General features: G+C 41.3%; 13 protein-coding genes. 6 read left to right on the plus strand and 7 right to left on the minus strand.

The features are described from left to right. Position 1: 1 nt before the first annotated feature. Positions 2-427 carry an acyl-CoA thioesterase gene (locus LEP1GSC185_RS03980; RefSeq protein ID WP_008595114.1) on the plus strand — a complete coding sequence of 142 codons (426 nt, stop codon included), beginning with the start codon at positions 2-4 and terminating at the stop codon, positions 425-427. A 39-nt stretch (positions 428-466) separates the two neighbouring features. Here LEP1GSC185_RS03980 and LEP1GSC185_RS03985 read toward each other — a convergent pair whose 3' ends face one another. Then, the gene (locus LEP1GSC185_RS03985; RefSeq protein ID WP_024863896.1) at positions 467-928 is read right to left on the minus strand and encodes an SRPBCC domain-containing protein; all 462 of its coding nucleotides are present in this window, start codon (positions 926-928) and stop codon (positions 467-469) included. Positions 929-1,037: 109 nt separating this feature from the next. Here LEP1GSC185_RS03985 and LEP1GSC185_RS03990 point away from each other — a divergent pair, with 109 nt between their 5' ends. Then, positions 1,038-1,862, plus strand: a complete 825-nt coding sequence (locus LEP1GSC185_RS03990; protein ID WP_232298479.1) for a helix-turn-helix domain-containing protein — start codon at positions 1,038-1,040, stop codon at positions 1,860-1,862. Between the two features lie 54 nt (positions 1,863-1,916). On the opposite strand, the gene LEP1GSC185_RS03995 is transcribed toward LEP1GSC185_RS03990, so the two are convergent. From LEP1GSC185_RS03995 to LEP1GSC185_RS04015, 5 genes are all read right to left on the minus strand, one after another. Continuing rightward, positions 1,917-4,217: an ankyrin repeat domain-containing protein gene (locus tag LEP1GSC185_RS03995; RefSeq protein WP_008593569.1), complete on the minus strand. Its 2,301-nt coding sequence runs from the start codon at positions 4,215-4,217 to the stop codon at positions 1,917-1,919. A gap of 4 nt (positions 4,218-4,221) precedes the next feature. Continuing rightward, complete coding sequence (locus tag LEP1GSC185_RS04000; RefSeq protein ID WP_008595904.1) at positions 4,222-4,734, minus strand: TlpA family protein disulfide reductase; 513 nt, start codon at positions 4,732-4,734, stop codon at positions 4,222-4,224. 117 nt (positions 4,735-4,851) lie between these two features. Continuing rightward, a complete protein-coding gene (locus LEP1GSC185_RS04005; protein ID WP_024863897.1) occupies positions 4,852-5,286 on the minus strand; it encodes a hypothetical protein in 435 nt (144 codons plus the stop codon). Positions 5,287-5,341: 55 nt separating this feature from the next. Next, positions 5,342-6,607, minus strand: a complete 1,266-nt coding sequence (locus tag LEP1GSC185_RS04010; protein ID WP_008595576.1) for an acetyl-CoA acetyltransferase — start codon at positions 6,605-6,607, stop codon at positions 5,342-5,344. A gap of 18 nt (positions 6,608-6,625) precedes the next feature. Then, positions 6,626-7,936, minus strand: coding sequence for a 3-hydroxyacyl-CoA dehydrogenase family protein (locus LEP1GSC185_RS04015; protein WP_008595249.1), 1,311 nt, complete (start codon positions 7,934-7,936; stop codon positions 6,626-6,628). 403 nt (positions 7,937-8,339) lie between these two features. Between LEP1GSC185_RS04015 and amt the strand changes: the two genes are divergently transcribed. The 4 genes from amt (at position 8,340) to LEP1GSC185_RS04035 (ending at position 12,581) form a co-directional block, all read left to right on the plus strand. Continuing rightward, on the plus strand, positions 8,340-10,439 hold the full coding sequence (amt, locus tag LEP1GSC185_RS04020; protein ID WP_008593944.1) for an ammonium transporter: 2,100 nt from the start codon (positions 8,340-8,342) through the stop codon (positions 10,437-10,439). Between the two features lie 149 nt (positions 10,440-10,588). Then, on the plus strand, positions 10,589-10,855 hold the full coding sequence (locus tag LEP1GSC185_RS20070) for a hypothetical protein (RefSeq protein ID WP_010513955.1): 267 nt from the start codon (positions 10,589-10,591) through the stop codon (positions 10,853-10,855). Next, a complete protein-coding gene (locus LEP1GSC185_RS04030; protein WP_008594527.1) occupies positions 10,856-12,019 on the plus strand; it encodes an RlpA-like double-psi beta-barrel domain-containing protein in 1,164 nt (387 codons plus the stop codon). Positions 12,020-12,032: 13 nt separating this feature from the next. After that, positions 12,033-12,581, plus strand: a complete 549-nt coding sequence (locus LEP1GSC185_RS04035) for a metal-dependent hydrolase (RefSeq protein ID WP_008595485.1) — start codon at positions 12,033-12,035, stop codon at positions 12,579-12,581. On the opposite strand, the gene LEP1GSC185_RS04040 is transcribed toward LEP1GSC185_RS04035, so the two are convergent. After that, on the minus strand, positions 12,567-14,573 hold the full coding sequence (locus tag LEP1GSC185_RS04040) for a M48 family metallopeptidase (protein ID WP_008593791.1): 2,007 nt from the start codon (positions 14,571-14,573) through the stop codon (positions 12,567-12,569). The two genes, LEP1GSC185_RS04035 and LEP1GSC185_RS04040, sit on opposite strands and share 15 nt — an antisense overlap. Between the last annotated feature and the right edge of the window lie 95 nt (positions 14,574-14,668).

A 14,668-nucleotide genomic window follows, 5' to 3' on the forward strand; every position in this document is an offset into this window, starting at 1 on the left:
TATGATTATCACTCCGATCCAGACGAGATGGAACGATTTGGATCCTTTCGCTCATGTGAACAATGCAAGATACATGTCTTATTTCGAAATAGGAAGAGTGGATTATTGCTCTAAAAAGTTTAATACAAAAGATATCTACGATGTACCTTTCTTACTCGCCAGGATGGAAGTGGATATGCTCAAAGCAGTGGAACTTTTCGATCCCATTCAAGTTTGGACCTGTGTTTCCAAAATAGGGAATAAGTCTTGGGATTTTACTTCTTTGATAAGACATTCTGAAACACAGGAAATTTTTACTAAAGCAAAAACGGTCCAAGTATCTTACGACCATAGAACCAAAACATCCATTCCGATCCCGGATTGGATCCGCAAAATTTTGGAAGAGGATTTGGAGAAATTCAAAGCCGCTTTCGGAAACGTGGATTAAATTCTCCGCTTTTATAATCCTCCCTCAAAACCTAGGTGATCAACCTTCTCCCATCGGAAGTTCTAAAGGTTTTCCTGTTTCCGCTAAACTTTTGATAGAAGATAAAACTCTTGCCCAACCTCCGTCAGCAGAACGTTCGTAGGAAGGATCTCCTTCTTTAATTTGATCGTTCACTAGTTTTAATCTGGTTAACTTACCATAAGGTTCCAAAGTATAAATTGTCCTGGACTCAAAGTTTTTGTAATGTTCTCCGTATACGGAACCAACTAATAGGGTCATGGATAGAATTTTGTTTGGAACGATCTCCAAAATTTTTCCTTCTACATGGACTGTTCTGTCTCCGGAAGGTCCAGGGCCGATGTAGGCGTAATTACTTCCTGTTTTGAAATCCGATTCGATCCCGCAACCATGGAAAATTTTGCTACTCTTTTCATTAGAAACTAGAATGTCCCAAACTTGTTCCGGGCTTGCTGCTATATAAATTTCATATTTGATTTCCATATTTATATCCTTAACTAGATCCGATCGATCTTCTCCTTCGTTTTTGTAATCAGAAGAATAGCAGAGCACTAAACAAAAAGATTGTAAAAACGCGACAAACTCGGAGAATTTGGAAGAAATAATCCAGGGTCCTATCTTGAAAACAGACTTAAACAAACCCAAAGGGATCATAAAGTCCTTCGCAGGAGAGAATTGGAGTTTAACTAGAAGCGCTCCTTCTCAGGGATTAAGTTTTTTTGTAGAACATTATTGGTCAGTGCGTTGGGATATGAGAGAAGTAGGACCAAAGGTACAAGAAAATCTTCCTCATCCTTCCGTTCATTTGGTTTTCGAAAAGAATAACACTAAAATTTTCGGAGTGGTTAGTGGTAGGTTCGCGCAAAGGTTAGAAGGAGAAGGTCGCGTATTCGGAATAAAATTCAGGCCCGGTGCATTCTATCCCTTTTATAAAAGATCGCTTTCTGAGATCACTGATAGAACAATTCGGATTGAAGAAGTTTTTGGAACTCCAACAGAACCTTTAGAAAGAGAAGTATTCGAATTAGAGTCTGAATCCGATCTTGTACAATTTGCAGAAAACTTTTTATACGAAAGACTTCCGGAAGAAGATGAAACAATCACTTGGATCAACGATCTGACTGAAAAAGTTTCTAACGATAGATCTATCTTAAAAGTAGAAGATATGGTCAAACTTTCAGGAATGAATAAACGATCTTTACAACGTATCTTTAATCAATATGTGGGAGTCGGTCCTAAATGGGTGATCAATCGTTATAGAATGTTCGAGATCTTAGATCGAATTACCAAAGATACAGACTGGGTCGAGTTAGCATTGGAGTTAGGATATTTCGATCAGGCTCATTTTATAAAAGATTTCAAAAGAATGGTGGGTAAAAGTCCGGAAGAATATTCCAAAAGTATTCCGGAATCTTAAGTAGATCTGTAACCTGGGGGTACGTTGGAATTCCCACAGAGGCGAAATGCCAGGTCACTCCACACAGTTTACCTGGCATTCTGCTCCTGCTTTTTTTAAGATCTTAACTATATTAGGATTTTCGTATCGATTCTTTTGAACTGCCCAGTCCATAGGAGTCCAACCAATATTATCTTTTTCGTTTACTCTTGCGCCTGCTTGGATCAAAAGTTTTAAGGATTCAGGATCTCCGCTTTCTGCAGCTTTATGAACAGGTGTCCAGCCCTCGTCATTCTTCATGTTCAGATCAGATCCTCTTTGCAAAAGTAATCTTGTGATCTCAGGAAATTGAACTGCTAAATGTAAAGGAGTCATTCCATCATTCCGAGTTGCATTTGGATCAGCCCCAGATCTTAAAAACAATACACATAATTCATAAAACCCATGAAGAACTGCTCTATGTAGAGGAGTTTCTCCTTCTCCATTTTTAGAATTTAACTCTGCTCCGATCTGTAAAAGAAAGGAAGATACTTCATAATATCCGAAACCTGCAGACTTATGAAGAGGAGTGTTATCTAAATAATCTTTTGTGTTTGGATCGGAACCTCTTAGTACAAATCGATTGATATCATCTATTTTTCTTTGGCGAACTGATTCAAAAAAATCCGAATCTAAACTTGAATTGGTCTTAATTGAATTTCTTAAAATTTTTAAGGAATCAGGACTGATCAAGATTGTATCACTTTCCGCTAATCTTTGGGCAGCGCTTTTGCCTGAGTCGGATTGGATAGAATTCGGATTGGCTCCTAACTTAATGCAAGTATCCACTTGTGTTTTGGATTTTTTATCAATTCCTTCATGAAGAAGAAGGTCCGCAGTTTCCTGATCGAATAGATTTTTGCCAATCTGAGGAGCTGCCTTGGTTCGGAAGTGGTTGAAATATTTGATCTGCTCTTCTGAAACAAATTCGGACCGAGCTAAAATCTCTAGGATCTGTTTGAAACCTTCTCCTATCTTTTCCGCATAATTTTTTTTGCGGTCAGGATCCGACTCTAATGCTTCCGCTAAAAAGGATTTTTCTAAATTTTGGTATGACCCTGAAAGTTTACTTTGTAGATAGGATCTCCCTGTTGTTTCGGAAGTAAGGATCTTTCTTTCTACTCTTGCCTTTAATGCGGAGGATTCAGGTCCGGACTTCAATTTGATAAGCTCGTTTCTAACAGATCTGTAATTTAAGATAGCTCCCGTAAAATCGAAATCCGCATAAAGTCGATCTCCTTCTTTCTCTTGAAGTCCAAAGATCAGAAAATTCAGTTTTTCGATCCGATCATCTAACGCTTTTTCAAACTCAGACAATCGGAAGGAAAAAGGTGTTTTAGTAGTGTAATCTTTTTTGAGATCCTTATATTCTCCATTTAATCTTTTTAAAAATGAGATCTCTCCTCCTTTCTGAGCGGCTAAGTCCATTTCGGATAATTTATCTTTATATATTAAAAAATAAGAATTTGATATTTTTCCTCTGATATTTTTCAGATAATCCGACATTTCCGTTTTAGATCTGTCCGAAAGTCTTTGTTCCAATGCGTTTAATGTGTCCCCATATTCTAGAATGGATTTCTCGTAGAGTTTTTCTTTTACTAGATCGTCTGCCTTGGAAAGTTTGGGCCGGATTGTTTCTATAAAACTTTTAGCGCTTTGGTCCTCTATTTTGAAATTTAGGACATTGATCTCTCCAGTTTTATCGTCTTGGATCTTGAAATTAGGAAATTCTATCTTTTCTATTGCTCCGGGAAATGCGGCTGCAAAATTGATCGCATATCTTGGATCGATTAGTTTACGTCCCGCTTCCGAAGAATAATAATCGATTTGGTATTCTGGAAATTCCAGATCGAAAGAAGTTTTGATCGTATAAGTTAACGCGACTGAGTCCCTTTTTTGAGATCTCAAATTGATCTTATAACCTTTATTCGTTTGAAAAATAGTGCCGGAGATCAGTTCGTCTGCATCGATTGCATCTGCGATCTGCTTCATACAGATCTCGTCGCTGCAATTTAATTTTTGGCTCAGTTCTACTTGTTTGAGAAGCGCTGCCAAAGAATCGTCGTCGGCTATATTGAACTTTCCTTCAAAATTTTTTAATATAGAATTGATGATCCCGTTTCTAAATCTGCTCTCTAAATATTTAGGAACTCCACTCTCTAATTTGAGTTTATGTATATAGATCTTTTGGACTGAATTTTCTTTCGAGAGAAGTTCTGAGCTCGAGATAAGAAAAAATAAAAAGATGCAAGCAAATTTAAAAAAACTGCTTCTTGTAGGAATTCCTACATTGTGAGATTTCCAGGTTACAGAAGGTCTTTCAAAAATAATTTCCAAACGATTACCTCCTATTTTCCAGAACGGAGATCATTTTGGACCAATTCTCCTGAGTGTATCCGTATTCTTTGAATAGGACGTTTTTCTTTTGTACCACCATAGTTGTTGGAGTTCCTGGAAATTCCAAAATTCTCATACTGGTCTGTAAGCTATCAAAATATAAGGAAGCTTGCTTTTTAATCCCGAGTTCAGTCGCTAATTTGGAGACCGAACTTGGATCATCTCCCACAAAAACGATCCAAAGATGTAACTTTCTTTTTGGATGAGATCCATTCCATTTTTTCGAATATTCCAAGAGGTTAGGAACTTCTTCTTTGCAAGGAGGACAATCGGAACTAGTGAAATTTAGGATTACCAAATCTTCTTCCGGGATTCGGTTAAGTTCTTGATACAATGTTTTTCTTTCAAGATCCAACGAATAGAGAGGAATGTTTTGGATCTCATTTTGGTCTTTTGGAACAGAGGAAAGACTTCCGAAAGTTAACAATAAGATTAATATCCAAAGGATCGTTTTCATACAAAAGCCGGACAGGAATTGTCCTTGGAAAATTGGACCCGGATTAGGTCCGATTTACTCCCGAGGTTTTTGGATTTAGAACGAAGTTCTATAAATGGAGAACGGATTTTGGATAAGTTAATCTTCTTCGCTTGAAAAAGTGAAAACGAAACATGCCAAGATGCTTAAGACGGATTGGTAGAATACCCAAAGCCAGATCAGTTTTACCGGGAATGCGCCGGTAAATTGAGAGATCGCTAAGGCAGGTGACACAAAAGCAGCGATTGAAAAACAGATCCCGGTGAGTAACCCGCCCAAAAGCCCGTAAGGTAATGCAGGTTTAACAAGAGATGCTAATATTCCAATGAAGAATACTTGTAAGATGTCTGCGACGATAGGCCCGATCCAAAAGACTTGGGACATAGGAACGAAGAAGTTTTTTAAGTTTGGATCAAAATAGAAAGTAGAGAATAATAAAGTTCGAAGGGAAACAGAGGCTACTTCCCAAATTCCAAGGGCAACGAAGAACCTAAGTAAGAATTGATTCCAATCTTTTGCCGTGCGTAAACCCATATAAACGAAAAGCCCGGGGATACCGGGCTTTTCCATTCTTTTTTGTAGAAAGAATTTATTTTCCGACTACGAACACGTAATTGGTGGTTGCAGATCCGCCAATATTGAGCATCAGTCCGTTTTTAGCGCCTTCTACTTGGTAATCACCTGCAGTTCCGGTAACTTGTTTGTAGATGTCTAACATCATTCTAACACCGGAAGCTCCTACTGGGTGTCCCGCTCCGATAAGTCCGCCGGATGGGTTGATCGGTTTTTTGCCGTGGAAGTCGATTACTCCGTCTTCGATCGCTTCGTGTTCTTTACCAGGTTGAGTGATCCCGAATGCGGAGATCGCTGCATACTCGGAAGAAGTAAAACAGTCGTGAGTTTCGAAAACGTCGATGTCCTTAGTGTTTAGACCGGAACGATCGAATGCGTCTTTAACGGTTTGACGAGTCCAAGGAAGAACCCATTTGTCTCCTTTGGATTCGGCAACTTTCGCTTCGAAAGTGATCGGAGCAACTCTGTGTCCCCATCCTTTGATCTTAGGATAAGCGGATAGTTTGGTCCCTTTTTTCTTAGCGAATTCTTCCGCGTAGTTCTTGTTAGCAAGAACTACTAACGCAGCGCCGTCGGTTACCTGAGAACAGTCGGTGATCGCAAGACGTCCACCCACTGCCATATTGAACTCTCCGCCCCTTGCGTTCGCATGTTCGTTGTTCATGAACCAAGAACGAGTTTGAGCTTTAGGGTTACGTTTAGCGTTTGCGTAATTAATTCTAGAAATTTCCGCAAGTGCTCCCATATAACGTTTTTCATCTAACTTATAACGCTCTAAAAGAACGTCTGCGAGTTTTCCGAAAAGTTTAGGGAATGGGAATTGAACTCCCTTAGCTTCTTTTTCGTAATAAGCTGCTGTTCCTAAGAAGTCTCCTCCAACAGAAGAAGAAACTGTCTTCATGATTTCCATACCTACAACGATCGCTACGTCATAATCTTTAGCGCGAAGTTTGGTTTGAGCAGCATCAAGAGCAACGGATCCGGAAGCACAAGCTGCTTCATAACGAGCGCCTGGAACTCCGAAGAAACAAGGATCAACTTCGGTTAAAAAAGCGCCTAAATGTCCTTGGACTGCATACTGTTCCCCGTCAAAGTTCCCTACGAAAACTCCGATACGGTTTTGTTTATTTAACTTTTTGATCTCTTCGGGAGTAAGACCAACTTTTTCTAATCCGTCTTGAACGGCTTCCCTGAACAAGGACATGAAGGTTTTTCCTTCTTTAGTCCAGTTACGTTGGAAGTCTGTTTGTTCTCCGCCGAGTACGTAAACTGCATCTTTCATGTAATCTTTCCTCCCTTATTATCCTTTAAAAAGAGAACGAGCGTCTAGAATATCTTTCAGTTGATAGAAAGGTTTCCCCGCTTTTGCCTTTGCCAATACTTCCGGAACAGGAAGTTTTGCTTTAGTGATTAGACTGATCGCTTCCTTAGGTCCGCCTAAGAAGTCTACGAATGCAGATGCAGGCGCCCAGTTAAATCCGGTTCCCATTGCAAGGTCGCTCATTTCTTTCGTTTCTACCACTTCTCCCACGATGGAAAGAGAGTAGCTTACGTAACGAGCGATAAAGTAACGAGCGATGTCCGCTTCAAGACCTTTCGCTTCTTTTACGATATTCATTGCGCCGATATAATCAGCTTCGCCGATCCTGCGGTTTGCTTCTTTGATAAAAGGAATATCGAATTTAGGGACCGGAACATACAGGTCACCTTTGATATCGTAATACAATTTTTCCTTTTTACCGTCAGGAGTTTTGGTCATCTTATAAAGACCTTGTCCGGACTTTCTTCCTAAGTCGCCTTTATCGATCAACTTTTGGAAATAACCGGGAAGTTTGAATGTAGAATGCGCGGCATCTTTAGTCATCTCATAGAGGTTGTCTACGATCGCTTTGTGAACATCCAAACCTACGAAATCAGCAGTGTCCAGAGGAGCCATTGCTCTTCCGGTATATCCGCTCATGATCGCGTCGATAAGTGCGATACCACCTTTGTCGGAATATTCTTCCGCTTTGATCGCAGCCTCGTTGATGAGCTGGAATCCGATCCTGTTACCTGCGAATGCCGGAGTATCGTTCGTATAAACTACAGCGCGTCCCAGAGTGTTGTCTAAGTACTCGCCCAGTTTTTTAGTAACTTTTTTATCGTTTCCTGCGTGAGTTACCAATTCGCAAAGGATCATTTTATACGGAGGGTTGAAGAAGTGAGTTCCGTAATAATGTTTTTTACCGTCTTCGTCGAAAGCATCCGCTAAACGAGCGATAGAAAGACCGGAAGAAACGGTGGATACGATAGTGCCCGGTTTACGAGCTTTCGCGATCCTTTTGTTGATCGGTTCTTTTACTTCATAACTTTCTGCAACAAGCTCGAAAACCCAATCGGATTCGGAGACTGCTTTTTCCAGGTCTTGGTCGTAAGAACCAGGAATTAATCTAGGACGAATAGTGTCCGTTTTAATGGAAGAAATAGCTTTTTCGATCCCTTCTTTAGCTTTGTTTACGTCACGGGCCAACATATGGACTTTTGCCTTACCAAAAGCTGCCACGATAGCTGCGGATCCGGCGCCCATTGTCCCATTTGCGCCAAGAACGGTTACGGTTTTGATTTCCCTCATGGAATTATACCAACATCTCGGTTTTTGTAGAGTTAATCCTTGTTTAAAACAGGCTTTTTAGAGGGAAAGGCTTTTTTCTCCTTCGAAGCGCCTGCTTTAGCCGTTATCTATAAGACTTTGTAGAACGGTCGTTACGTTCGAAATAAACACTGTTCTTCAAAAAAATCGAATTTTCCCTCGAATCAAGGAAAGTTTCACGGATTGTAGGAGTATCCGTTACCTCTTTAACGGCTATAACTCACTCAAGTGGGGGATGGGTTTTCTGAGCGCTCGTCGTCCATCTTTGTTACATTATTATGAGGTTTCCCGCTTGCCTCTTGTTAGATTAGAATAAAATGATTCCGATAATTTAGATTGATAAGCGAAACAAATTTAGCAGGAATCATTCGGGGGAACCTTTTCTATGATCTTAGAAAAGAGCTTATTAGATATACTTTGGGTCTTGGTATGTTCAGGACTGGTGCTAATCATGCAAGGCGGTTTCCTTGTATTAGAATCCGGGCTTACTAGAGCCAAGAACTCGATTAACGTCGCTATCAAGAATGTGGCGGACTTCGGGGTCGCCACTCTTCTTTTTTACACATTCGGATTCGGACTTATGTTCGGAGTCACTTGGAACGGTCTTGTAGGGACTTCTTTATTTGCCCCTGCATTTCCGGAAGGTAAGGCTTGGCCTCCGACCTTCTTTCTATTTCAATTAGTGTTCTGTGGAACTTCTGCGACGATCGTCTCGGGAGCAGTTGCAGAAAGATTAAAGTTCCATTCTTATTTATTCGCTACTGCTCTCATCTCTGGATTGATCTATCCGATCGCCGGTCATTGGTGTTGGGGAGGAAGCCTGACGGATGAGAATCATGGTTGGTTGGCCGCAAGAGGGTTTCATGATTTTGCAGGTTCCACTTTAGTTCATAGCGTAGGTGGTTGGGTATCACTTTCACTTCTTCTTATCGTGGGAGCAAGGATCGGAAGATTTCCGGAGAACGAACCGCCAAAAACCGTGACCGGAAGTAATTTGCCGATGGCAATGTTAGGCGGGATTCTTCTTTGGTTCGGATGGATGGGATTTAATGGGGGAAGCACCTTAGCTTTTAACGAAAAAGTTCCGGGCATTATACTGAACACGATCATTTCATCCGGGTTCTCTCTCATGGTTGCAATGTTGTCAGCGTGGTTGATCAAAGGATTTCCGGAGCCTACTGCTCCTTTGAACGGTTCCTTGGCGGGACTAGTGGCAATCACTGCGGGCGCAGATTGTTTTTCTCCGATCCAATCCGCGATCATAGGTAGTATTGCGGGTTCCTTAGTCCTTCCCGCAGAAAAACTTTTAGAAAAATTAAAGATAGATGATGCAGTAGGAGCTATCCCGGTCCACTTGATCGGAGGAATTTGGGGAACGATCGCAGTTGGAATTTTCGCCGACCTGAATCTGATCGGGCATAATGTTACCAGATCTTCTCTTCTTCTTACCCAAGTCCTAGGAATTCTTTCCGTAGGAGGATTTGCATTCGGACTTTCTTTGCTGATCTTCTATCTTATTAATAAATTTTTCCCTCTCAGGGTAGATGGGGACGAAGAAAGAATGGGACTAAACATCTCGGAGCACAAGGCAACTACCGAGTTGATCGATCTATTCTTAGCGATGGATTACCAAAGAAAGACGGGCGATCTGGCAGTGGATGTACCTGTAGAACCTTTTACCGAAGTGGGGCAAATCGCAGAACGTTACAATTTAGTTCTCGGAACGGTACGATCCACGCTTGCAGACAATGAAAAGGCAAGGGTCGAGATCGCAGATGCGTATGAAAAGGTGCGTATTGAGCAAGATAAGGCGGAAAAATTACTTTTGAATATTCTTCCGGACTCTATCGCTCAGGAATTGAAGTCAAACACAGGACTCATAGCGGATAGTTATCCGAATGTTTCCATTCTATTTGCGGATATCGTAGGCTTTACCAAAATTTCCGCGGTGATGAGGCCTGAGTCCGTCGTACGCATCTTAAACGAAGTATTCTCTCACTTCGATATTCTGGCAGAAAAGTACGGCTTAGAGAAGATTAAGACGATAGGAGATGCATATATGGCTGTAGGAGGCCTTCCTTTGCCGAATGAGGCGCATCCTTTGCTAGTCGCTCATATGGCTTGGGATATGAAGGAACTTCTTTCCAAATTCAAACTCAAAAAAATGGGTACTAAACTGCGTATGAGGATCGGGATTAATACCGGCCCGGTAGTTGCAGGAGTCATCGGAACGAAAAAATTCATCTACGATATCTGGGGAGATGCAGTAAATCTTGCTAGTCGCATGGAATCTCATGGTGTTCCGGGAGAAATTCAGGTCACAGAGTCCACAGCAGAACTCATTCGATCCGATTTTGCGTTAACAGAAAGGGGAGAGATCAAGGTGAAAGGAAAAGGTTTAGTCAAAACCTTCTTAATTAGCCATCGACTACGTTCTCCTGAAGAAAGTTTTACCGATCTAGGATACTCATTCAGCGCAACTTAAGATAGAAATGAAACATTATGAAATGTTTTAGATTGCTTTAACGAAAGAAAATGAAAAAAGGTTTTACTCTTTTGGCTCTAAGTCTTACGAGTGGAAATTTACTCTAGGAATAACGGAAAGATTCCCCAGATACAAGGAGTATCTATACCATGGTAGCTAAGAAGAAAGCAAAGAAAAAAGCCGCACCTAAGAAGAAAGCGGCAAAGAAGAAAGTAGCGAAAAAAAAGGTCGTTAAAGCCACTAAGAAGAAAGCAGTTAAGAAGAAGTCTGCGCCTAAAAAGAAAGTAGTTAAGAAAAAAGCTGCTCCAAAGAAACCGGCGCCTCGTCCTGCTGCTCCAGTTGCGACCCCAGAACCTACGCCTGCACCAAGCCTGTTCCCAACTGGCGGTTCCAGCGAAGGAGAGAGCAACATCTAATTGCTCTTTTTTCTAAAAAAACTGGTCCCGCTCCCTCTTGGGAGCGGGATATTACTCTACCTTTTACTCTTCTCCACATCCAGATTCAGCCAAAACACTCCTCCTGTTTATGCAAAAGTACTTTGTATTAACTCTCCGGAAGGTTGTGAATGCAAGTTTCCCGAAAGGGAGCAAGGAATTCGTGTATTTCATGGAGAAGCTGTCATCTTAGAAGACCCAATCTCCAAAACCGAAACCTCAAAGATACGCCGCTCTAAGGATTCCTGCATCTATCCAAGGACAAATTTGAAACCTTTGGCTTACCAACACTCATTTCGACCGATGCAGACGTCTCTGGACCATTCTCCTAAGCCTTTAGAAAGATTTCTCTCCCAAGAAGACCTGGAACGTTTGTCGGAATTCCAACCAACGAGTTTGGGAGCATATTATCCGACCTATTATCATTTAGCATTGGAAGAAGCATTTCCAGGAACAGAAGTGGCGGCATATTCTCCTTCCGGAAAAGAGATCGGCAGAGCATCCGCTACATTCTTAGAACAAGTTCGCTGGGAAGGTTCCGGAATAGCAAAGGATGGAAAGAAATACCATTTCGCAGGAGAAGGAAAATATGAACTCTATGATCTGGAATGGGGTTGGGGTGCCGGATATAATTACCAGGTGTTTCCATATCGCACCTTAGCTGTGAGTTTTAAAGATCTATGTGAAAAGATCGGGTCTAAAATTTCTTCCTGTAATAAGTCCAAGGTGATCGGTGCGCTTGCATTCATTCCCAGGATTAAAGAGAAGAAGATCAAAATGCAGAATGGAAAGTACCATGACGGGTACTTCTGTTTAAACGATACAGGGTCGCCCCTGTACATCCGAGACGATAGAATGGATATGTTTGTAGGAGTACATGGAGGAGGAAGTCCTTATCAACCCCAGGAACTTTCCAGAAATCTGTTTTTAGATGCCGGGATTGCTCCTCTTTATCCTTCCGATTGGAAATTGTACAGCTCCGAAAAGGAAAGATTTTGGTGTCCTAAGGAAAAACTTCCGCGAAATCCTTTCTCTCCCTTAGAATCGGAATGCAAACTGGATTATCACGCACAAGCTCCTGAAAAGGGGATGGAGATGAAGATCTTTTTCCGCAAGGATGGGAGTTTGGTCCGTTGTAGGACGTGATCCGGATCGATCAATGGCTACTATATTCTCCCACCCTGCAGTACCTATCTCTCTCTTTTTATTCTTCGGGAAAAAGAAGATCCCTCTAATACTTGCAGTTTTTGGAATATTCTTCTCTATTCTTCCCGATTTTGACGTAGTCGCCTTTAAATTCGGGGTTCCGTACGAAAGTGATTGGGGTCATAGAGGGTTTACTCATTCTATCTTATTTGCTTTGATCATGTCCTGTATTGTTGCATTTTTCAGGACCAAACTGAAGGCAAGCTGGCTTGCCATCTTTTTATTTTTATTCGTATCCTTGATCTCTCATGGAGTATTGGACGCAATGACCACAGGTGGTTTAGGAGTTGGGTTTTTTATCCCTTGGAGTTCTGAAAGATTTTTTTTCGAGTTCCGGCCGATTAGAGTCTCTCCTATCGGCCCTAGAAATTTTTTTACGGCGAGAGGTTGGGTTGTGATCCAATCGGAACTGATTTGGATTTGGGTCCCGGCGGTTTTGGTTTCCGGGACCGGTGTTTTAATGAGAAGGTTTGTCTTTAAAGATCGATCACTGAACCACTAAAAGATCTATCTTTCCGTGTTTATTATATTTCACGAAAGCCTTTCCTTTTTCGTAGTAGTCGTGATACTCGCCTTGCTTTCGGAATTTAGAACCCAAAAGTTTTTCCGCAGCCGGTTTAGAAGATCCAACCGTGATCCCTTGTCCCAAGCCAGGACTAGCATCTCCTACGACGTTTACCTGTACTACGGTTCCCATATCTAAGATGAACGCGGTCTCTTTGTTATCGTATTCGAAATATTCCAAGCCGCTTTTCTTATCCGTTTTGATACGAGTTGGTTTTCCCCAGTTTTTCAAAAGATCTTCTAACTTGTCTCCCGGACCTACCCCACCCACTTTAAAAGCATTCACTTCGTTTGGAGCCGTAGGAGCAGTCAGTTCAATCGAATGGATCTTGGCTAATACCTTTGCCCAACCGGAAGTGGAATCGTAATTTGTCAGATAATAACTCGCGAGTCCTTTGGACTTTGGATCTACTGCAGAATAAGATTCTACCAGTGCAATGTTTAAAATAGGGGTAAAGTTCTCATAAATATAATCAGGATCCACTTGTTGTTTTTGAGCGGTGGATTGACCGATTGTTCTCAGATACTGAGCTATCTGAGGGTTGTTCCCACTTTGAGAAGCAAGAGTTCTGATTTTCTGATCGATAGAAAGTGCGAGACGATTGAAAAGTTCCTTTGCTTCTTCTTTTTTATCCGTCCAGAAAAGAACTACTCCCAAGTTGTTTGCTAATGCAACAGTTCCTTCCGCTTGGAAAGCTTGGTTTGCAACATTAACTGCTACATCCAGATCTTTCTCGTCTGCGGAATATGAAAGTAATACCGCATAGTTAGATAGAAAGTAAGGATCGTCCGTTTTTACGATCACTTCTCTGTATGCTTTGAGCGCTCGATTGTATGCTGCCTCGTTTCCTGGAACGATCCTCATAACTGCACGTTTACTTTTGTCCGGTGGAAACACCATAGTGTCTCTGAAAGAAGGCATATCTAACACAGGCTTTAATTTTAATTCTTCGTTAGAAGCGGTCGCCATCCAAATCTTGTGCATACAAACCGCAAGAGCTTTGCTCAAATAAGTATTCTCGGGAAATTTTTTGAGTCCGTCTTCTAAGTTGGATCTTGCTTCGTCTAAGTTCCTTCCTAATTGGATATCATCGAAAGTTTTTTCCATCTTAGCTAAGAAGCTGTACAGTTCTTGTTTATCCGTCTTGAGTCTGGATAATCTCTCGTTTGGAGAAGGGTGACTGGAGAAATAATGTGAGCCGATCAATTCAGGCCTGGTTTTATCCGCTTTAGAAGAAGCTAATGCTTCTTTATAAGATTGTTCCACCTCGTTCAAGGTTTGGAGAGTGATTAGCATGAAGTCTCCGCCGTAACCTGCCTTGTCTAACAAGAACAATCCTGTTTGGTCTGCGTCCAGCTCTTGCTCTTGAGAGAATTTACTGTTTTCCAAAAATGCTTTTCCAGACGGCTCATCTTTAAGTGCATAAAACTTTTTTACACTATTGAAAACATGTCTATTATAGAAGTGAGCTAACTCGTGAGATAGGACTCCTGCGATATATCTTTCACGATGGAAGTCCAACTTTTGGGCTGCATCCGCTTCTTTTTGTTTTATTATCTCATCGAGTGAATCCAAAGCGCCGGAGTGAATGCAGAATTGTCCGCCTGCCATCGCAAACGCGTTGAAGCTAGGTTCCTTTACGATTTTATAAACTAGAGGAAAAGGAGGGTTTCCTGAATTTTTGGAAAGTTTTCCGAAAGCTTTGTCTATCGGTTTCTTCCAGCCTTTATGATCCGCGAGTACTGTCTTGGACTTGATCAGATTGGTGAACTGCACGTTACTCTGTCTTACTAACTGTGCATATAATTCCGCGTCGAATTCTCCCGGTTTACTTTGAGAAAAAATTGGGGAGCCCGAGAAGGATACTAAACCTAAAACCACCAATAATTTCAGGACATAAGGGCGAACCGAATTCGAAAGATCGATCATAAGAAAAACCTCTTGAGGAGAGAAAACTATCTGCTATTAAACGAATGTCAACTCTGAAAGGTTTAAAAAGTGAAGTGAAATTTTTTGAGCGAAAA

Origin of the sequence: Leptospira licerasiae serovar Varillal str. VAR 010 (assembly GCF_000244755.1) — a bacterium.
Taxonomy (GTDB): Bacteria; Spirochaetota; Leptospiria; order Leptospirales; family Leptospiraceae; genus Leptospira_B; species Leptospira_B licerasiae.